The sequence below is a fragment of the Dyella koreensis genome, assembly GCF_044904565.1.
Taxonomy (GTDB): domain Bacteria; phylum Pseudomonadota; class Gammaproteobacteria; order Xanthomonadales; family Rhodanobacteraceae; genus Dyella_D; species Dyella_D koreensis.
Genome location: NZ_JADIKD010000010.1, coordinates 453,118 through 472,060 on the forward strand (window position 1 = coordinate 453,118; position 18,943 = coordinate 472,060).

20 protein-coding genes are annotated in these 18,943 nt (G+C 63.4%); 8 read left to right on the top strand and 12 right to left on the bottom strand.

Going from position 1 to position 18,943, the window contains the following annotated elements; all coding sequences use genetic code 11:
• Positions 1–11 precede the first annotated feature (11 nt).
• The 12 genes from ISS97_RS11595 to ISS97_RS11650 form a co-directional block, all read right to left on the bottom strand.
• On the bottom strand, positions 12–710 hold the full coding sequence (locus ISS97_RS11595) for a class I SAM-dependent methyltransferase (RefSeq protein WP_379986527.1): 699 nt from the start codon (positions 708–710) through the stop codon (positions 12–14).
• Positions 710–1,915, bottom strand: a complete 1,206-nt coding sequence (locus tag ISS97_RS11600) for an amidohydrolase family protein (RefSeq protein ID WP_379986887.1) — start codon at positions 1,913–1,915, stop codon at positions 710–712. Before ISS97_RS11600 ends, ISS97_RS11595 begins: the two co-directional genes overlap by 1 nt.
• A 13-nt stretch (positions 1,916–1,928) precedes the next feature.
• A complete protein-coding gene (locus ISS97_RS11605) occupies positions 1,929–2,813 on the bottom strand; it encodes a class I SAM-dependent methyltransferase (RefSeq protein ID WP_379986526.1) in 885 nt (294 codons plus the stop codon).
• A gap of 596 nt (positions 2,814–3,409) precedes the next feature.
• Positions 3,410–4,246, bottom strand: a complete 837-nt coding sequence (locus ISS97_RS11610) for a Wzz/FepE/Etk N-terminal domain-containing protein (RefSeq protein ID WP_379986524.1) — start codon at positions 4,244–4,246, stop codon at positions 3,410–3,412.
• An 18-nt stretch (positions 4,247–4,264) separates the two neighbouring features.
• Positions 4,265–5,419: a hypothetical protein gene (locus tag ISS97_RS11615; RefSeq protein WP_379986522.1), complete on the bottom strand. Its 1,155-nt coding sequence runs from the start codon at positions 5,417–5,419 to the stop codon at positions 4,265–4,267.
• A gap of 11 nt (positions 5,420–5,430) precedes the next feature.
• Complete coding sequence (locus tag ISS97_RS11620; protein WP_379986520.1) at positions 5,431–6,360, bottom strand: glycosyltransferase; 930 nt, start codon at positions 6,358–6,360, stop codon at positions 5,431–5,433.
• Positions 6,357–7,631 (bottom strand): O-antigen translocase, encoded by a 1,275-nt coding sequence (locus ISS97_RS11625; RefSeq protein WP_379986518.1) that lies wholly within the window; start codon positions 7,629–7,631, stop codon positions 6,357–6,359. Before ISS97_RS11625 ends, ISS97_RS11620 begins: the two co-directional genes overlap by 4 nt.
• Entirely contained in the window at positions 7,628–8,740 is a 1,113-nt protein-coding gene (locus ISS97_RS11630) for a DegT/DnrJ/EryC1/StrS family aminotransferase (RefSeq protein WP_379986517.1), read from the bottom strand. Before ISS97_RS11630 ends, ISS97_RS11625 begins: the two co-directional genes overlap by 4 nt.
• On the bottom strand, positions 8,740–9,669 hold the full coding sequence (locus tag ISS97_RS11635) for a GNAT family N-acetyltransferase (RefSeq protein WP_379986516.1): 930 nt from the start codon (positions 9,667–9,669) through the stop codon (positions 8,740–8,742). Before ISS97_RS11635 ends, ISS97_RS11630 begins: the two co-directional genes overlap by 1 nt.
• Positions 9,656–10,609 carry a glycoside hydrolase family protein gene (locus ISS97_RS11640; protein ID WP_379986515.1) on the bottom strand — a complete coding sequence of 318 codons (954 nt, stop codon included), beginning with the start codon at positions 10,607–10,609 and terminating at the stop codon, positions 9,656–9,658. The genes ISS97_RS11635 and ISS97_RS11640 overlap by 14 nt, the downstream gene beginning before the upstream one ends.
• Positions 10,610–10,616: 7 nt before the next feature.
• Positions 10,617–11,282 carry an acetyltransferase gene (locus tag ISS97_RS11645; protein ID WP_379986513.1) on the bottom strand — a complete coding sequence of 222 codons (666 nt, stop codon included), beginning with the start codon at positions 11,280–11,282 and terminating at the stop codon, positions 10,617–10,619.
• The gene (locus ISS97_RS11650; RefSeq protein ID WP_379986512.1) at positions 11,267–11,704 is read right to left on the bottom strand and encodes a sugar 3,4-ketoisomerase; all 438 of its coding nucleotides are present in this window, start codon (positions 11,702–11,704) and stop codon (positions 11,267–11,269) included. The genes ISS97_RS11645 and ISS97_RS11650 overlap by 16 nt, the downstream gene beginning before the upstream one ends.
• Positions 11,705–12,044: 340 nt before the next feature.
• Between ISS97_RS11650 and ISS97_RS11655 the strand changes: the two genes are divergently transcribed.
• The 8 genes from ISS97_RS11655 to ISS97_RS11690 all read left to right on the top strand — a co-directional run bounded on the left by ISS97_RS11655 (position 12,045) and on the right by ISS97_RS11690 (position 18,875).
• Positions 12,045–12,569, top strand: coding sequence for a cytochrome b (locus tag ISS97_RS11655; protein WP_379986886.1), 525 nt, complete (start codon positions 12,045–12,047; stop codon positions 12,567–12,569).
• 49 nt (positions 12,570–12,618) lie between these two features.
• Positions 12,619–13,992 (top strand): cytochrome C, encoded by a 1,374-nt coding sequence (locus tag ISS97_RS11660; protein ID WP_379986511.1) that lies wholly within the window; start codon positions 12,619–12,621, stop codon positions 13,990–13,992.
• Positions 13,993–14,053: 61 nt separating this feature from the next.
• The gene (locus ISS97_RS11665; RefSeq protein ID WP_379986509.1) at positions 14,054–14,419 is read left to right on the top strand and encodes a c-type cytochrome; all 366 of its coding nucleotides are present in this window, start codon (positions 14,054–14,056) and stop codon (positions 14,417–14,419) included.
• A gap of 249 nt (positions 14,420–14,668) precedes the next feature.
• Entirely contained in the window at positions 14,669–15,382 is a 714-nt protein-coding gene (locus ISS97_RS11670; protein WP_379986508.1) for a TorF family putative porin, read from the top strand.
• A gap of 63 nt (positions 15,383–15,445) precedes the next feature.
• Entirely contained in the window at positions 15,446–16,045 is a 600-nt protein-coding gene (locus ISS97_RS11675) for an RNA polymerase sigma factor (protein ID WP_379986506.1), read from the top strand.
• A complete protein-coding gene (locus ISS97_RS11680) occupies positions 16,042–16,680 on the top strand; it encodes an anti-sigma factor family protein (protein WP_379986504.1) in 639 nt (212 codons plus the stop codon). Before ISS97_RS11675 ends, ISS97_RS11680 begins: the two co-directional genes overlap by 4 nt.
• The gene (locus ISS97_RS11685) at positions 16,677–17,972 is read left to right on the top strand and encodes a S8 family serine peptidase (RefSeq protein ID WP_379986503.1); all 1,296 of its coding nucleotides are present in this window, start codon (positions 16,677–16,679) and stop codon (positions 17,970–17,972) included. The genes ISS97_RS11680 and ISS97_RS11685 overlap by 4 nt, the downstream gene beginning before the upstream one ends.
• A gap of 54 nt (positions 17,973–18,026) precedes the next feature.
• Positions 18,027–18,875: a class I SAM-dependent methyltransferase gene (locus ISS97_RS11690; protein WP_379986502.1), complete on the top strand. Its 849-nt coding sequence runs from the start codon at positions 18,027–18,029 to the stop codon at positions 18,873–18,875.
• Positions 18,876–18,943 lie beyond the last annotated feature (68 nt).

Sequence of the window (18,943 nt, forward strand, 5' to 3'; positions counted from 1 at the left end):
GCTCGAGTGATTCAGGGGGTGCGCCTGAGCTGGAATACCAGCGCGACAGGCACTCGCAAGGCGATCGGATCGAAGCGCGCTTCCGCCGGAATATCGGCAGGATCGAGCATGGGCTCGATCACCTGCTCGATCTCAAGGCCCAGCGTCGCGCAGGCGGCGTGCCAGTGGCTATAGAGATGCGGCGTGTGCCGCACGGCGTAGCGCTTGTCGCCCGATTTGAAATCGCGCAGCCAGCCCAGCGCATGGCCGGTCGGATGCACGTCACTACACAACAGCATGCCGCCTGGCCGGGTGACGCGGCGCAGTTCGGCCAGTGCCTGCTCCAGATCATCGAGATGGCCCACGACCAGGCCGCAGACCGTGAGGTCCGCCCAGGCACTGGGCATGGGCAAGGCTTCCAGGCTGCCCTGTACCAACTCGATCACGGCGTTGCTGCGAAGGTCGGCCAGTTCATCGCGCGCCCGGTCGAGCATCGCCGCCGAAGGGTCCACACCTGTTACGCGTTTTGCGCCGCGAACCAGTGCATGCCGCATATAGCGACCGCTGCCGCAGCCGGCATCGAACACGCTGAATCCCGCAAGCTCGGCCGGCATCAGGGCCAGCATCGCGTTCTGCTCCGCCTGCATCACCGGGTTGTGCGCACGCGCCGGATAGTGCGGTGCCCATAGCGAGTAAGCCTCGGCGGGTTCGAGGATGGGTATGTTGCTCATCAGTGGCATACCTCGGCAGGGACATCGTGCTGCACTGACAACTCGAGCCCAGGCTCCATCGCCATCAGGTTCGGTTCGGCCAACGAGCGGGCCAGCAGCTTGGGCTTGCCATCGAGCAGCACCGGCACGGTCTCCACGCCAAACGCGGCGAACCAGTCGGCGAAATCGCGATCGGCAACGCATGGCATGCCATCGCGAATCACCGCGCGGATGTCGGCGCGCCTGACGCCCACGAGATTGGCCGCCACATCACCGCCGCCATCCCTGACGATGACCATGTCCGCGTACGTGCCGGCGGTCAGATGGCCGCGCCGTGGCAGTCGAAGAATTCGCGAAGCGCGCGTAGTCACGAGTTCGAGCAGTTGCTGCGGTGACAGGCCGTCGAGCGCCAAGGCCACGAGCATTTCATCGAGCAGATCGCGTGCGCCGCTCAGGCGTGAGTCCGTACCGAGGGCGAGCCTTCCCGCCGCCGCCAGCCGGCGCGGATCCAGTGTGCGGCCGAGCAGTGCATGATTGCTTGCCGGACACCAGACCACGGCGGCGTTCGCGGCAATGATGCGATCCATATCGCGTTCGCTCAGACCGACACCATGGATCAGCACGCTATTGGCCGCCAGGCAGCCGAGCTCTTCCAGCATCGACAGCTCCGATTGCGCCGTCGCATCGGTACCTTCGGCCAGGTGAATCAGCCAGGGCCACTGGGTCGGCGTCGCGAGAAAACTCTCCCGTACCGGCGGCCCGTAACCCGCCCAGCCCAAGGCATAGCTCCAGCCGTAATCGCGCAACATCGCCACCGGGAAATCAACGGCATCGAGCACCGCATCCCAGGGATCGTGGTGAGCCACGCACGTGGTGCCGGCCAGCAGGTTCTTGAGCGCGCCGTGCTTCAGTCGCCATGCCTTCGGCCAGTTCAGTGCTGCGACGACATCCGGTTGCTCGAAGTGCGGTTGAAACGCTTTGATCCACTGGTAGCTGTTGGAGAACGGTGCACCTTCCCGCAAGGGAGGAACACTATTCACGTGCAGGTGATCGTGCGCGTTGATCAGACCGGGAAAGATCAGATGGTCGTGAAGATCGACCCGATAGTTGGATGCCACCGGCGATGTGGCCACCCGCCCGCACCGAACCGGCAGCGGTGCGCGCGAGATGCCGGCGGGCGTGATTGTGGCCGCACCGCAAAGCGTGACATTCACGGTGGATGGCAACGCGCCCACGGCCTCAGCGCCGCCGCATCACGATCAGAAAGTGATCGCCCATGTTGCGCAACAGCGGCAACCCGCCCAGGTGATCGTCGAGCCAGCCGAGCCGTCGGCATCGGCGCTGGTGACGGCGGTAGTAATCGACCAGGTAAGGCGGCGGCAGGAACAGGCTCAACGCCCGGTAGCTCTGCAGCGCAAAGTGCTCTTCGAAAACGCGATAGAACTCGCGCGGCAGGTAGTAATAGGTCCAGATCGTGTGGTGGTTCATGCCCACCGCCGAGGCGCCACGACGGCCACGCACCGCGGCGCGCTTGAAGCGGCCACGCAAGGCGTAGTGCACGACCTCCCAGGGACAGATCCGGCCGATCACCGAAAACACCAGATGCCCGCCAGGCTTGAGCAACCGCGCGCACTCACTGGCGACCACATGCATGTCCGGCACGCAGTTGAGCGGACCGAAGTTCGAATAGATTCCGTCGAACTGCCCTTGCAGCTGGTCGAGCTGATGAATGCCCAGATGCGTGGCCGACACACGCGACTCCATGCCAGCCAGCGCGACGCGCGACTGGGTGCGCGCGATCATCTGCGGCGACCAGTCGGTTGCCTCCACCTGGTAACCGAAGCGAGCGAACTCGATGGCATCGTGGCCGGTGCCGCACCCCAGATCCAGCAGGGTCGATCCCACCGGGATCGTATTGAGCACGGTTTCCCACAGGGAAACGCGCATGCGCTGGATCAGTTCGTTGTTGCCGCGCGGACCGTCGTAGTCAGCCGCAACGCTGTCGAATGCCTGCTGCGTATCGAGCAGTTGCCAATCATCCAATGAACTCTGGTGTGGCGGGCGGGCGCCCCATCCCACAGGCCGGTGCTGCTTGCCGCGGCCGAGCCCGTATTGTCCGCTCATATCCATCTACGCCTCACCGGTGCGCTGTATTCGTCTAGTGGGTGAGTGCCTGTCTGGGGGGCTTTGGTTGAACTTCGCGACAATCGTTGGGTTATCGCAACCTGGCCGCTTATGCAGCGGGCATGTCGGACGCCTGCCGGCGTTGTTGCCCTGCTCCCTCCCCTGCTCGCAGGGGAGGGTTGGGGAGGGGTGAGTACTTGAGAAAGCGTTTCGGGAAAGGTTTTCTCAAGGGCTTACCCCCTCCCGGCCTCCCCCTGCGAGCAGGGGGAGGAGAAAGGCACGCGCAACTCTCACGACGCCAATCAGATCCAGAAGAGAGAGCAAACAGAGAAACCCTCCAGACGTCTGGCACTGGAAGATGCGCAGCTACAGAGCACACCGCCTGCTCTCAGGCCATTTCTCTTTGGTTACTTTCTCTTTGGGCCAGCAAAGAGAAAGTAACTCGGGCGCCGGCAGGCGTCCGAAATGCCCGCTGCATAAGCGGCCAGGTCGCGATAACCCCACATCACAGTAGGAAACCGCGAACCGAAGGCTTCCCTCCATGAGCAAGAGGAGGAGCAGACCGATATAAAAAGGCAGAGAACCTCAACAGGCTCCTAGTCCGACTTCCGACGCCGCAGCGCATTCCTCACCATCGCAGCAAAAACTCCCAGGCACAGACCGAACAAAATACCTATCCCCCAGCACAACACCGGATTGGGAAACGCCTGATGCTCAGGAACATAGACCGGCCAGAGCAACGACGTCTCATACGTATATGTCGTACTGAGTCGAGTGGAGAGATCGCTCCTAGCCGCCGACAATCCATAGATATCGCCACGCATGCTGGCGGCAAGCATTCCCGTCAGCGCCGTGCCCTGCCCTGCCTTGCCTGCGGGGTCGCTCTGGCTCACCGCCTGCTTCCACTGATTGCGCTCGGCCACCGCGCCGCTCAACTCCGACTGCACTTCATTCAGTCGCGCCTGAGCCAGCGCTAGTGGTTTGGCCTCCAGTCCCTGGTGGATCGCGTGCAGCCGGCTCACCGTGGCCTCTGCAAATTGTTGCGCCTGTTGTGGGGAGCTGCCGCGCACGGTCAGTTTCACCAGCGGCCCCGCGTAAGGCAGGGGTTCCAGCTTCAGGCTTTTGCGATAGATCCGCGATTCGCGCGACTCGGGCGAGAAGCCGATGCTCTGCATCACCTCATTCTGGAAGGCCGCTGTCTGCAGGCGTTCGAGCACCCTGGCCAGTGATTCGACCTTCGGATCCTGGCCCGCGGGCACCGCACCGACCTGCCCAATCTGTATCCACGCAGTGGCTTCCCACTGGCGCTTCGCCAGGTGAGTGAAGGCGAACGTAGCCGCGACAGCCAGGACCAGCATCGCCAGCCACCATCGCCACTCGCGGACGAGTATCCGCCACATATCGACCAGGTAGACCTCATCTTTTTCCATCATTTCGACTCACCCCAAGTGTTACGAAGAAGGGTTCTGCGCATGCGTCCCGACCACCACATCGACACGCCGGTTGGGCAGCAACAGCGCCAAGGCTTGCAGCAACAGACAAAGGGCTATGAAGCCGGCATTGGTCCAGGTGAAGGCCTGCGGCGCGAACGGCGACATCACGCAGACGTAAGACATACGGAGAAAGATCAGCAGCGCGAACAGCGATACCTGCGGATAGAGCCGCCGCACGCTCCACCGCTGCATGGCATAGAGAGCAACCATCGAGAACACGGCGCCGTAAGGACCAAACGCCAGCAGGAATGGCAGGAACTCCGATCCCACGTTGATGTTCGAGGCATCAAGCGGGATATCCGTGCCGGCGGTCGCGATCGATCCGGCCAGCGGCACCAGCTGGTTGATCAGAAATGTGGAGTTTGAATAGTGTTTGGCCAGCAGGGCGGCGAAGTTGTACGGGCCGGCGCCGGCATAGAGCAGCAGCCAGCGGACACCGACCGGTGCCGCCCGATAGAAGTCGCTAAAAGGCAGCGTGACAGTATCGAGCGTGCCCGAGCGCAGGATACCCAGCACCGAGAAGATGGTGCCTCCGGCAATCGCCAGCAGACTGACCGTCTTCCACGGCAGCGGCGTGTGCTCGTCCCGGCGAAACACCAGTACCAGCGCCGTGGCGAACAACGCCGCAAACACGCGGTTGCGATCGATCACTAGGATAGGAAAGACCAGGCCGATGAACATCAGCGCGTTGCGCAGCCATTTGTTCCTGGTGCATAGCAGGCCGATCGGCGGCAGCACCCAGCACATGTCCGAGATGTGCCTAACGTGCTCGCGCCCGCCCTCCATCTTGGCGTAGGACGCTGGCGCGTCGATCAACGGAATGGGAAACAGCAGCAGGTCGAAGATGCAGAACAGGATGATGAAGGCCGCGAAGCCCAGCGCAACGAAAGACTCCCGCGTGCCTACGTAGCTCTTCGCACGGAACCGCGCCGACTCCGGTAAGCGGAGCCCCGCGGCCACGTCAAACACCATGATCGCCAGCGAGGTGATCAACAGCAGCATGATCCCCTCCAGATACCCGGACGGCAGGTCATAGCTGAGCAGCGTCAGACCGCAGGAAATCGATACCGGCAACGTCAGATAGGCTGACGGGAGGCGCAGCAGATGGGTCATGCCCGCTTTCATCATGCATGCTCCACCATGTGCGCCGCCGACCGCATCTTCAGCCGGGAGAGGACACCCAGCGAAAGATAGGCAGCCATATGGATCATGAGCGGCCCCAGCTCGCCTCTCAGGAACGAGATCTTGGCGCTTATGTGATGCGACTCCGCCCTGAGCAGGGTGCGATACGGCTCGCCGAACATCACCTGCCGGCGCAGGGCGACATTCTGCGCTTCGGTCAGATTGATGATCCTGGCCTTTCTATTGCGCGTGCGGCTCATGTTCTCGCCGTGGATGCGATAGGCGCAGACCCGCGCGTCGATGAAACCGATCGCATCGTGGGCCGCCAAGCGCAGGAAGAAATCCCAGTCATCGATGCAAAGGTTCTCGTTCCAGCCAGCCACGGTTTCAAGCGCGCGTTTCCGGACCAGGGCCACCGGCCCACCGATGGCCCAGTGGCTGATCACCGCGAAACGGATGCCTTCGTCCGTGCTGTACAGGCGCAGGTCCGCGTGGTGGAGATCGCGCATGCCGCTTTCGTGCATCACCCTGCCCTCCCGATCCACCACGATCGAGTCGCCGATCACCGCCCACTTCCGCGGGTGCGCCAGCAGGTAGCCCACCTGGGTATCCAGGCCGCCGGGCAGGAGATAGTCGTCGCTCGCGCCAAGCCGCAGATACTCGCCGCGCGCGCGCGCCGCCAGTTCGTTGAGCGTGGCCGCCACGCCGCGGTTTTCGCGCTGCACGTACTCGATGGATATCTCGCCGCGATGGCGCTCGATCCAGTCGGCGATCCGCTGGCCCGTGCCGTCGGTGGATCCGTCATCGATGATGACCAGCTCCTTCGACGGATACGGGTCTTCCAGAATGCTGTCCAGACAGCGCTCGATAAAGCACTCGTGATTGAACGCCGGGATCAGCACCGAAACCAGCGGCGCCTCCGTCGGCATCATGGGTACTGCGCCGACCATTGCTTCAGCCCTCCCAGATAGCGCCGCGCCACGACGACGTTGAAAACGAGATACAGGGTGTAGTTGACGGCGAATCCGTAGACCGCACCCACCAGGCCGAAGCGCGCGACAAAGACATAGACCAGCGCGAGGTAGCTCATCGCGAACACGCACTCGGAGATGATGAACAAGCGCGTCATCGCCTTGGCCAGCATGAGATAGGACAGAACGAACGAGGCGACCTTGATGACGTCGCCGATCAACTGCGGTCCATACAGACCGTTGGCCGGCGCAAAATCCGCATTGAACAGCGCCAGCGTTACCCAGTCCCGCATGGCATAGATCGCCAGGGCCGCCAGCACGACCAGCGGCAGGAAGAATCGATAAGCGTGACGAAACTCGAGTGCCAGCCCCGCCCGATCGTTGACCGAGGCCAGCCTGGGCAGGTAGTAGGCGCTGATGGCGGTGGTAACGAAAAGCAGATACGCATCCGATACCTTGCTTACCGCCTGCCAGTAACCCACCTGCTCCCAGCCGAACTGAAGCGCGAGGTGATCCCGGATCGCGATATTGACCAGCGGCGACAGCAGCGCGGATGTGAGCGTCATCGTCGAGAACACCGCGAGCTTCGCCACCATCTCGCGATCGAACCGCATCCGCAGCATGCTGCGCCTGAAGTACGGGCTGCGGCGCCACGCCGGCCACCCCACCGCCAGCCATAGCGCCTGGCCAAGTACCAAGGCCAGCAAGGCGCCATAAAGATGCAGCCATTGCGACAGCCACGCCACCATCGCGACGTTGAGGATGGAGCCGCCCACCTGCACCAGCGCCAGGCGACGCACGTCCATGAAACCGTTGATCACCGCAAGGATGTAGTTCGCCAGCGCAATCCCCAGCTGCGCGAACGCGAGTACGCGAATCAGGCTGGTGTAGCGCAGATCGCCCAGCAGCCACTGGGCGATCTGCGGACTGAAGACCAGCGTCAATCCACCCATCACCAGCGACGCGCCTAGCGCATACCAGAGCGCGGCGCCAAGCAGGCGCCGCAGGCGTCGGGGATCATGGCGATACTCGGCTACATACTTCACTACGCCGGAGCTGATGCCACCGCCCGCAAGTACCGCGAGCAACGACATCAGGCTCATGAACTGCCCCAGCTTGCCCACGCCCTCCGGTCCGGCGAACCAGGCCACCAGCTTGATCACCACCAGGCCCGCGAGCAGGCGCGCGGCCGTCGCGGCGGCGGTATAGATGCTGGCCCGCACCAGATTCACGGCGCGCCTCCAAACGACTGACAGGCCGCGATGACCTGCTCGACGGCGTCCATCGGCAAAGACGGCCCCATGGGCAGGCTCAGCACTTCGCGATGCAGTTGCTCCGTCAGCGGCAGCTTGCATCCCTGCAACTCGGCGTAAGCCGGCTGCTGGTGCGGCGGCACCGGATAGTGCACCTGGCTCTGTACACCGCAGTGCTGGAGGTGCTTCTGCAGCGCGTCGCGTCGCGGACTGCGCACCACGAAGAGATGCCAGGCATGCTGTTCTTCGTGCGTCACGCCAGGCAGTGCGATGTCGGGATGCGAGATGGCCTCGCGATAGCGACGCGCCACCTCGCGGCGGTGTGCGGTGTCGCCATCGAGATACCTCAGCTTGACGCGCAGCATGGCGGCCTGGATTTCGTCGAGCCGCGAATTCACCCCTTGGTACGGATGGTGGTACTTCACCTCCGATCCGTAATTGCGCAGGGCTGCCACGCGTTCGGCCAGCGCGCTGTTGTCGGTGACCACGGCGCCGCCGTCGCCCAGCGCTCCCAGATTCTTGGCGGGGAAGAAGCTGAAGCCGGCCGCATCGCCGAGCGAACCTGCCTTGCGCCCCGCGCTCGCTGCACCGTGGGCCTGTGCGGCATCCTCGATCAGCAACAGTCCATGCTTGCGGGCGATGGCAGCGAGCGACGGCATGTCGGCCAGTTGGCCATACAGATGCACGGCCATGATGGCGCGCGTTCGCGGGCCGATGGCGGCTTCGACGCGCGCCGGATCGATATTGAAGGTCGAAGGATCGGGTTCCACCGGTACCGGCACAAGCCGGTTCTCGGTTACCGCGAGGAAGCTGGCGATGAAGGTGTTGCCCGGCACAATGACCTCATCACCTTCACTCAGTGCGCCGAGCTCCTTGTAGCCACGAAGGATGAGCGATAGCGCATCCAGACCGTTGCCCACTCCCACGGCATGACGCGCACCGCAGTACGCGGCGAACTCCTTTTCGAACGCAGCCACCTCCTCCCCCAGGATGTACCAGCCGGAATCGATGACTCGCCCCACGGCCGCCTTCAGCTCGTCGGCGTAGCGCGCATTGACCTCCTTGAGGCTGAGGAATGGCACGTCCATCAGAGCCTCCACTCGTAGAAGTCATGCACCACGCCACGCGCGCCGAAGTACTCTTTTTGCGAGATGAGGCCGCTGTTGATGGATGTGCCCTCCTGCTCAGTGGAAATGCCGAAGGAGAAGTAGTGCCTGTCGCCGTAGACGTCGATCAGTTCGGCCAGCAGGAAATTCAGCGCATTCAGCCGCCGGCCCTCGTCCGAGGCCGCCAGGTACTGGGTATGCACGACCCGGCCGAAGTCGTAGACGACGGCACCCGCCAGCAGCTCGCCTTCGTGGCGCACTTCATAGAGCACGATCTGTTCGGGAAAGCGCGACCGCAACAGCTGCAGTTCGTCCAGACGGTGTGTCGGCGTGGCGTCGTGCTTGTGCAGCACTTCGGTGAGCAGGTCATGGAATTCCGCAAGCTCGCTGCTGACCTGCGCACGCAACCCCAGCCGCCTCGCCTTGCTGACGGCGCGCTTCCGCTCTTCCGTAAATCGAAAGGGTTCCCGTAGCGCGATCACCGATGAGATGTCGCGCCGCTGCAGCTGCGCGCCGAGTCGGTGGAGCGCGTACAGGTCTTCATCCGCGGGATAGCGGTGAAACACGTGCGGCACCGCTTTATAGATCACGCGCTCCGCCGCCAGCGCCCGGTAGAACGCGCCAATCTGCTCGAACACGGCAAGCGTCGATTCGGCGCGCAGCGCCGGCGTACTGAGGAGGCCCGCGTAGGTCAGTCCACCGTGGCTGACCACGGTGTTTCCCTTGAGGTTCGCCGGAAAGACCGCCACGGGCTCGCCGTCCCGCTCGATCAACAGCGACCGGTCGACGAAGCGGTCGGCGTGGTAGTCCATGTAATCGCGCCGATGCAGCCAGTTGCCGCTCCTCGACCGCTCGACGACGGCGTCCCAGGCGGCGGCATCCGCTGGCGAGTAGGGCCTAACCGCGAGCATGGCTGTCACCGTTGATCTGCCCTTGCGGTGCTATCGCCAGGCCGAAGCCATCGACGCCCATGTCGTTGCCGTTGTAGAACATCAGCATCCTGTCGCGCTGGCGGATCAGCGCGGGGTAGCAGATCTGGCGTGAATCCCATCCGGCGACCGAAAGCGGCAGCCCGAGTGCTTCGTCACAACGTTTCCAATGGAGGCCGTCACGGCTGAAGGCCACGCCGGGGAAATACTCGCCATTGATATTGCCCCGCGTGAAATACATGACGTAGCCGTCATCGAGGCGATACACACGCGGGCGGCCAATGCGATATTCGCTACCGTGCGGGCGCAGGCATTCCTGGTCGTCCCGGGGTATCGCCGTGAGGTCCGACGTTTCCACATGGCGGATGTGATACCGGGGAAAGGGTTGCCCATCGATGAGCTCCCAGTCGTCGCCTACCGCGTACCAAAGCCGCCAGCGGCCCGCTTCGCGGATCGCCGTATGTATCGCACCGATGGTGCTTCGTCCCGGCGCGCGATCCAGAATCGGCGTTTCCTGGGCGCGCACGAAACGCTCGCCGCCATCGCGGGAAATCGCCAGGCCGGTGAAGGCGAGAAACTTGGCCTTCGCCACGCGCTGAAAGCCCACGTAAAACATGTGCAAGCCGCCAGGAGCATCGACGACATCGCCCAGGATCACACCGTTGTCGTCAAAGCAGCCGTCCCTGCCGATGTCGAGCACCGGTTCGGCGCTGACCCGGACCACGCGCGACGGATCGTCGGCGCGCACGTCGACATAACCGATCCGGCTCACGCCATCGGCATCGCGGAAGCCGGCATAGACGCGGATGACATCCTCATTGATCCGGTACGGCGTGGGAGTCAACGCCGAGTGAGCCATCCATCCGCCCACACCTTGCCGTGAGGTCTCGAATACCAGCCCTTTCTTGGTCCAGGCAGTCATCCAGCCCTCACAACGTCACGTCGAAGCTGGAGCGGTCGGGCAACGGACGCGCCGGCGACCCGACGTAGACCCTGCCCGGCTCGGTATTCCGCGTCACCAGCGCGCCGGCGCCGATCACGCTGTCCGGTGCGATCTTTACGTGATCGTTGAAAGTCGCGTTGACCCCGATGAAGCTGCCCTCGCCAATGTCGCAGTAGCCGGAAATCACCGCATGCGATGCAACGAATACGTTGTCATGGATCACCGTGCGATGCCCCACATGGTTGCCGCTCCACAGGATGCAGTTGTTGCCGATGCGGACGAACGGCTGGATCACGTTGTTCTCGAAGATGAAGCTGTTCTCGCCGATCTGCACGTTGCGCCAGACGAAGGCGTGGGTGCTCACGTAGCTGGCACAGCGGTAGCCCCTGCGCTTCGCATCCAGGTAGAAGCGCGTGCGCAACCGGTTAAGCTGGCTCGCGGGAATCGCGACGAATACCTCGACCTCCGAGGGTGGATAGATCGCATCGAGTTCTTCATAGGCGACGACCAGCAGCCCGTCGGACTGGGCCTGATCGATATAGTCGCGCTCGACACTGAGGGCGACGACGTCGTAATCACTGTCGTGTTCGAAGTATTCCCGGGCTATCTGCGCAAACTCGCCCGCGCCGATGAGCACTAGCGACCGAGGCATGCGGCTACATCCCCTTGATGCGCGCTGCCGTGGACGTCACGTAGGAACGAAGCGTAGTCGGTGATGTAGTCCGCGGGATCGTAGAGCTGATCCGCAAGCACCATCAGCACGCAGTCCTCGCTGAAGTTGTACATCTCGCGCCAGACCATGCGCCGCAACAGCAGGCCCTGCGATGGGTCATCCAGCACCACCTCGCACGGTCCCTCCCCGTCGTCCAGCAGGAAAGTGACGGATCCGCGCACCGGCACGGCCAGCTGGATGAGGTTGCGATGCGCATGCATGCCGCGATGCACATCGCATTTGGTGGAGAACAGGTAATACACACGCCGGATCTGGAACGGCACGTTGCGATCTTGCTCCAAGGCGATAAGCATGCCGCGGCTGTCGCCATGCTGCTGCAACTGGATGCGCTCGATTTTCATGTCCGTAGCCAGGCGTTGGACGTGGATGAGGGTGTTGTTTCCTGAGTGCCGGACGCCCGACAAAAGGTTGCGTGCGCCTATCCAGGGCATCCGCGAATCGTCGAAGCCGATGCATGCAACCTTTCCCGGCCGAGCAGGCACCAACCTCCCGGGGAACACATCGATGACCGATGCGTGTTCCAACGCTCGGCGCGAAGCCATGGCACAGGCCATGCACGGGGACCACGGAACGATGGCAGCAGACAAAAGCAACTCGGATACGGCCAGACATGAGCAGTCATCGGATAGCGTGCGCACGTCCGCACTATCCGGGGATCGCAACGACGCAGCGTTGCCGCTGATGCGGCCGCGATCGCTGATGATCCTGCACTGGCTGACCGCACTCTTCCTGCTGCTCGGCGTCACCCTGATCCTGATTCGCGACCAGGTCGACGGACGCGCCCTGCGCCTATGGCTGCTCGAAGGGCATCGCCATTTCGGCCTGCTGATCCTGTTGCTGTTCTTCGTGCGCGCGGCGCTTCGCTGGCGGCTGGGCCGGCTTCCGTCAGAGGGGCATACCGCGTGGCCGTTGCGCGCTGCCGCCGCCATGACGCACCTCGCGCTGTACGTATTGATCCTGGTCCAGCCATTGCTCGGCTGGGCGCTCAGCAACGCCGAGGGCAAGCCCGTCCACTTCTTTGGCATCACGCTGCCTGCGCTTGTCGGCGCCGACGAGGATCTGGCGGACACGCTGACGGCCTGGCACGAATCGGTCGCGTGGCTGCTGCTGGGCCTGGTGACGCTGCATGTGGTCGCGGCGCTATGGCACCACTTCATCCTCAAGGACCGAGTGCTTCGGATGATGCTGCCGCATCGCCGGGGTTGACGCGGCCATGGCCCTCTTCAATGCCATTCCATCAAGGCAAGGACATCCCATGCCAACCCATCTAATTCCATTCGCGAAGCGCTGGTGCCGATCTGCACGCCATTCCCTGGTCACTCGCGTGTGGCTGTGCGTGGCGATGACGCTGCTGTTGGCCAGTCACAGCGCCCATGCCACGCCCGCCTACGCCAGGCAAACCGGCTCACCTTGTGCGGATTGTCACGCGGGCGCCTATGGCCCCGCACTGACCCCCTACGGCATCCGCTTCAAGCTCAATGGCTATACCGACACCGGCGGCAAAGGTTCCAGCATTCCCGCGGCCGTCCAGCTGATTGGCACGCATACGGTGCCGACCCGTGGCGACAACACGACGCAACTCACGGAGGCCGACCTCTATCTGGCGGGACGCATCACCGACCACGTCGGCGGCTACGTCAAAGTGGAAACGGACAACACCGGCAACGATCACTTCCACACCAAGCTGAGCAATGTCGATATCCGCTATGTCGCCAAGGAACTGAAGATGGGCGGCCACGACACGACACTGGGCGTAAGCGTCAACAACAGTCCGGGATTCGAAGATCCGATCGGCGCCCTGCCCAATGCCGCGAACTTTGGTCCGCCGGCGATCTCGGGCACGCTGCTCAATCCTTCGAGTCCCAATGCGCTGGCGACGCGGGTCATCGGCGCGGTGGCCTACGGTGTGCTCGATTCGAACTGGCTCGGCGCGGTGGGCACCTACATGGCGATGCCCCGCTCCACGCAGTCGGACTTCGGTTATCGCCCGTCGGATGACCCGGGCAAACTCAGCGGCACCGGCTATCTGCGCCTGGCCTATATGAAAGAGTTCAAGCACCAGTTCTTCTCCGCGGGCGTGGTCGGACTGACCACCAAGCGCAAGCTTCCCCGCAACGCACGCGAGGACGACATCACTGATCTGGGCTACGACCTCACTTACCAGTTCATCGGTAACAGGGAACACATCGTGCAGCTGAGCTACGTCAACATTCTCGAGCAGCGCGACTACGGCAGCACCTTCGCGGCGCCCTTCGCTCCGGGTCTGTTGACCAAATCGCATGTCGCCGCGCACGACCAGACCCTGGGCCTGACCTATACCTTCAAACAGAGCTACGGCATCACGCTGGCCTACCTGAAGAGCACCGGCTCGCGCGACCCGGTGCGGTACCCGCCTTACGGCGACCCTGCCACGACCAGCCAGCTCATCACCCTGTTCTGGGCACCCTTTGGCAAGGAGGATTCCTGGCTGCCTTTCGCCAACCTGAAGCTCGCGGCCACCTGGTTCCGTTTCACCAAGTTCAACGGCGTCCGCAACAACATCTTCGGCGTCGCTCCCGGTTTAGGTGCTCCTGTGACCAACGCACGGGATCTGGACCAGTTCTCCATTTCCGCAAGCGTCGCGTTCTAAAAAGACATCCGACAGGAGCAAGTAAGTGACCCGAACGATTTTGACGAGGGCCCTGCGGTGCATGGCTGCCGCAGGCATGTTGATGGCGTGGATGACGGGCTCGTCTTATGTATGGGCTGGCGATGCCAACGCCGGCGCCGACGTGTTCAAGAGCGAATGCTCCGAATGCCATAGCGTGAAGCAAGGACACAACAAGAAAGGCCCCAGCCTGTTCGGCATCGTCGGGCGTGCGGCCGGCAGCCTCCCCGACTATCACTACTCCGACGCCCTGCACCAGGCGCCCTGGACGTGGACGACCGACAAGCTCCACGCCTATCTTTCGCAACCGGCCAGGAAGGCCAACCCCGGCACCAAGATGAAGTACAGTGGCCTTGACGATCCCAAGCAGCTCGAAGATCTCATCTCGTACCTGGATACGTTCCACTAGCTTCACGGGGCAATCAGACGATGAGCCGATGTTGCATAACGCATGACTAGGCGGCGGGCACTGTCATACCCAATCCAATACCTGCAGGGCCTCGCGGTTCTGCGGTGGCGCGTGTTTGATTCGGTCATAGCGGGCCACCGCATCCGGCATGCACACCTGCTTCACCAGGGCTTCACCAGGCGACGACGTACGGGACTTTTCCGTCGCAGTCTTGGCTGCACCTCACTTGCCATCGGCGCATGCCTCCCTTTGGCGATCCATGCCCAATCGGCGAATCTGAGCGGCACCGTGGCGCTGAGTTCGCAACTGGTGGACCGCGGATTGCCTGTCACGCGCGAGACGCCCATCGTGCAGGGCGCCATATCCTGGGCATCACCCCAAGGCTGGTCGTTGCGACTGTCGGCAAGCGCGGAAGCCCGCAGGCTGGATCGCCTCACCGAGACATTCGCCCAGGCGGCGCGCTACTGGACGCTCGCGCCCGACTGGGAGATGGGAGCCAGCCTGAGTTACTACGTCTACCCGAACGGCCCCAGGCAGGCACGCGCCTATGACCGGGTCGAAGCGGGCCTGGGCTGGGTGTACCGGGACGTGCTTACCTTCGGGCTGTCCGCCATTCACGGCGTAGGCCCCGGCGACCGCCGGCTGCGCGGCGCGGCGGACGTCGGCTTTCATTGGCCCCTGCCCCGGCACTTCGGTTTTTCCGCCGGCGCGGGTATCTCCCAGGCCAAAGTCGTCTCCTATCGCTACTACGACCACGATCAAGCAAGTTCGCACGAAGACGGCGGGGTAAGCTATTACGCCTACACGCGATGGAATGCCTACCGCTATGGCCATGTCGGCCTGACGTGGACGTACGAGTCCTGGCATCTGGAACTCGACCGCATACTGACGAGCGGGTACAAACGTTCCCGGAACAGCCTCGACGTCGCTCCCTGGGTGGCGACCCTATCGTTCTCTTTCTGATCGGCAGCAACCTTTTTCCTTCGGCAGGACACTCACGGTATCCAACCCTCTCCAGAAACGGTCATGAACGACATGGACATCGATGCAGACGCGACCGACCGCATGCTGCTTGAACGCATGTCAGCAGGGGATCGTGCGGCCTTGACCATGCTGTACCGGAGTTACCACGGCAGGTTGAGCCGGTTTCTCTCGCGCCTCACGCGGCGGCCTGACGTGATCGACGAAGTCATTAACGACTGCTTCTGGATCGCCTGGCAGAAAGCCGGCAGCTTCCACGGAGACTCGCGCGTATCCACCTGGATCATCGGCATCGCCTACCGTTGCGGATTGAAGGCGCTACGCCAGCACGGCGACGAACCGGTCGAGGACGATGCACGGTCGGAAGCGCGATATCCATCCCACTGCCCTGACGAGGAACGGGAGCTCCGCGACTGGCTGGCTCAGGGGCTCAACCGCCTCTCGGCAGACCAGCGACTGGTCGTCGAGCTTGTCTATGGACTGGGCCATACCATGGACGACGTCGCCGTCATCATGCAGTGCCCCGTCGGTACGGTGAAAGCGCGCCTGTTTCACGCGCGGGTCAGGCTGCGCAATACACTGCCGGCACTCGCCGGCGATATACCTGTACAGAGCAGGCCCATCCAGAAAGAGAACACTCCATGAAGTTGTCCGTCGACACCGGCAAAGATTGCGCCCGTGCCTGGGAGGCCATGCCTTGGGCGTTGCAGGACAACGACCCACAGCGGCAGGACGAATGGTTGATGCAGCATCTCGCGCAGTGCGAATCGTGCCGTGCCGAATTCGAACAGCAGAGCCGGCTCCGCATGGCCGTCTCGTTGCCTTCGGACGTCCCGGTCGACGCGGAGGCCGGGTTGCGGCGTTTGATGGCACGCCTTGATGCTCCCGATGCCGATGACATGCCGCCCCGCGCGCGTGCCACCAGCTGGGTGACACGCGCACTGGTTGCCGCCGTGCTGGTGCAGGCCGTGGGCATCGGCGTGCTAGGCGCCAGGTTGTGGTCCGCGCAGGAAGCGCAGCCGTCCTATCGCACGCTTAGCCAGCATGCTCCGCCGACGGCACCTGGCGCGATCCATGTCGTGCCGGACGGAACGATGAGGCTGGCCGACTGGAACGCTCTGCTCCATGAACTGCAATTGCAAGTGGCGGGCGGCCCCAACGATGTCGGCGCTTATACGGTCGTGCCGGTCAACATCGCGTCGGCATCTCCAGACACGCTGCGGAAGCTGCGCGCAAGCCGCAGCATCCGCCTGGCGGAGCCCGTCGCACCGACCCCATGAAACAGGCCATTCTCGCCATGGTCGTGGTGGCGGCAGCGCTGAGCGCCTGCGCGCCGCCGCGTCCGATGACGCCACGAACGACCTCCGTCGATGCCAACGCCGCCAATGTGCTGGCCATGGACCCCAAGCGCGACGTCATTCTGGCCGTCGCCAATCCGCTCGACCCACCCACCACGCATGCAGGCTCGAGCGTTCTGGGCTACTTGCCTTCCGGCCATTACGGTGCCGGGCAACGCGCCGTTTCCACGCTGACGTCGCTGAAAGAAACCTACGGCATCCGGGAAATCACCGGCTGGCCGATCAAGGCGCTGGATCTGTACTGCATCGTGCTGGAGCCGCCGGCGGGCATGACCCGCGAAGCACTGCTTGCGGCACTCTCCAAGGATGCGCGCGTGCAGCTCGCGCAACCGCTGCAAGACTACGACGTCTACGCCGATGCGCAGGAAAGCGGCCATCGCTACAACGATCCCTATACCGATCTGCAGCATGGCTTCGTCGAAACCGGTGCGGCGATCGCCCACAACCTGAGCCGTGGCGACGACGTCCATATCGCGATCGTCGACACCGGCGCGGATACCGCGCACCCCGATCTTCAGGGGAGCATTGGGGAGGTGCGCGACTTTGTCGACACGGATACCTCGGCGTTCAACCGTGACAGCCACGGCACCGAAGTGGCCGGCATCATTGCCGCCGTCGGCGACAACCACCAGGGCATCGTCGGCATGTCCCCTGGCGCGACACTGAGCATCTTCAAGGCGTGCTGGTATCCACCCTCATCGCAAAGCGGCGCGCACTGCAACTCCTTTACGCTCGCCAAGGCGCTCGCCGCCGTGATCGATACCAAGGCGCGCATCGTCAACCTGAGCCTTGGCGGCCCGGCCGACCCGCTGCTCAACCAACTACTCGCCCATCTGCTGCGCCAGGGCCGCATCGTCATCGCGGCCTCGCCGCCGGAGGGTGATTCGGACGGCTTCCCCAACCAAGTGCCCGGCGTCATCGTCGTACGCGCAAGCAACACCTCCGCCGCCCCACCCGGCGTGCTCAGCGCCCCCGGCAGAGACATCCTCACCACGCAGCCCAACGGCGGCTACGACTTCACTACGGGCTCGTCGATGGCTGCCGCGCACGTCAGCGGTATCGCTGCGCTGCTGCTGTCCCTGGCGCCTGGCCTCGACGCAAACGCTATCCGCCAACTGCTGCTGGATAGCAGCAAGGTGTCCAATCACATGCTTCAGGTGAATGCGGCCGCGGCCGTCGTGGCACTGCGCGAACAGCAGAAGCGTTCGCACTGACGCCGTCATGTATTGACTGCCAATAGTCGCGCGCGGCCTCGAAAGGAATGCTGCATGAGATCCGATCCGATGCAGTCTGGCGGGCCGCTTGGCGATAGCGCCGGGCGGGATTACTCACGCAAATTGCAACGCTTCAATACCTTCGCCGAGCCTGAGCTGCGAGAAGCCATCGCCAGCCTGAAACTACGGCCAGGCATGCGCGTACTGGATGCTGGCTGCGGAACGGGCGAGGCGCTGCGCTGGTTGTCGGAAACCGTCGAACCTGGCGGCTTCGCTGTCGGCACCGATCTTTCGGCACCCCACCTTTCGGCTTGCGCGCAGGGCCGAAAGAACAGCCTTGTCTTTCAGGCGGATCTGTCCCGGTTGCCGCTTCACGCAGCAAGCCTGGACCTCATCTGGTGCGTCAACACCATTCATCACCTTCCCGATCCCCTGACTGCTCTGCAAGCGCTGTCCTCGTTACTGCACGCCGGCGGACGAATCGCGCTTGGCCAGAGCTCGTTCCTGCCCGATATGTACTTTGCGTGGGACTCGCGGCTCGAACGGCTGACCAACGAAGCCGTGCGGCGCTATTACCGGGAGCGATACGGGCTGCAAGAACAGGATCTCAAGGCCGTTCGCGCCACCGTAGGTCTTATGCGCAACGCGGGGCTTCGCCATGTGAAAGCACGGACGTTCATCATCGAGCGCATCTTTCCTGTGAGCGCCGACACAGAGGCCTATCTTCTGGAGGCGATTTTCCGCGGCACGTGGGGAGAACGGCTGCGGCCTTTTCTGTCGAGCGAGGACTACGCCGAACTCTCGCGCCTGTGCGATCCACAGCATGCAGACTACGCACTGCGTCGCGAAGACTTTCATTTCATGCAGAGCTTCACGCTGGTGGTCGGGGCGCGCGGCGACTGATTCCATGGAAGGTCGCAGGAGCCCGATCCATTGACACGCCGCATCGCGACATCCAGCGCGGCGTCGTC

Bases quoted from the DNA above. Each gene is read 5' to 3' on its own strand.
- ISS97_RS11595 (WP_379986527.1), bottom strand. From the start codon at position 710: ATGAGCAACATACCCATCCTCGAACCCGCCGAGGCTTACTCGCTATGG.
- ISS97_RS11605 (WP_379986526.1), bottom strand. From the start codon at position 2,813: ATGAGCGGACAATACGGGCTCGGCCGCGGCAAGCAGCACCGGCCTGTG.
- ISS97_RS11610 (WP_379986524.1), bottom strand. From the start codon at position 4,246: ATGATGGAAAAAGATGAGGTCTACCTGGTCGATATGTGGCGGATACTC.
- ISS97_RS11615 (WP_379986522.1), bottom strand. From the start codon at position 5,419: ATGACCCATCTGCTGCGCCTCCCGTCAGCCTATCTGACGTTGCCGGTA.
- ISS97_RS11620 (WP_379986520.1), bottom strand. From the start codon at position 6,360: ATGATGCCGACGGAGGCGCCGCTGGTTTCGGTGCTGATCCCGGCGTTC.
- ISS97_RS11630 (WP_379986517.1), bottom strand. From the start codon at position 8,740: ATGGACGTGCCATTCCTCAGCCTCAAGGAGGTCAATGCGCGCTACGCC.
- ISS97_RS11635 (WP_379986516.1), bottom strand. From the start codon at position 9,669: ATGCTCGCGGTTAGGCCCTACTCGCCAGCGGATGCCGCCGCCTGGGAC.
- ISS97_RS11640 (WP_379986515.1), bottom strand. From the start codon at position 10,609: ATGACTGCCTGGACCAAGAAAGGGCTGGTATTCGAGACCTCACGGCAA.
- ISS97_RS11645 (WP_379986513.1), bottom strand. From the start codon at position 11,282: ATGCCTCGGTCGCTAGTGCTCATCGGCGCGGGCGAGTTTGCGCAGATA.
- ISS97_RS11650 (WP_379986512.1), bottom strand. From the start codon at position 11,704: ATGAAAATCGAGCGCATCCAGTTGCAGCAGCATGGCGACAGCCGCGGC.
- ISS97_RS11655 (WP_379986886.1), top strand. From the start codon at position 12,045: ATGCGGCCGCGATCGCTGATGATCCTGCACTGGCTGACCGCACTCTTC.
- ISS97_RS11660 (WP_379986511.1), top strand. From the start codon at position 12,619: ATGCCAACCCATCTAATTCCATTCGCGAAGCGCTGGTGCCGATCTGCA.
- ISS97_RS11665 (WP_379986509.1), top strand. From the start codon at position 14,054: ATGGCTGCCGCAGGCATGTTGATGGCGTGGATGACGGGCTCGTCTTAT.
- ISS97_RS11675 (WP_379986506.1), top strand. From the start codon at position 15,446: ATGAACGACATGGACATCGATGCAGACGCGACCGACCGCATGCTGCTT.
- ISS97_RS11680 (WP_379986504.1), top strand. From the start codon at position 16,042: ATGAAGTTGTCCGTCGACACCGGCAAAGATTGCGCCCGTGCCTGGGAG.
- ISS97_RS11685 (WP_379986503.1), top strand. From the start codon at position 16,677: ATGAAACAGGCCATTCTCGCCATGGTCGTGGTGGCGGCAGCGCTGAGC.
- ISS97_RS11690 (WP_379986502.1), top strand. From the start codon at position 18,027: ATGAGATCCGATCCGATGCAGTCTGGCGGGCCGCTTGGCGATAGCGCC.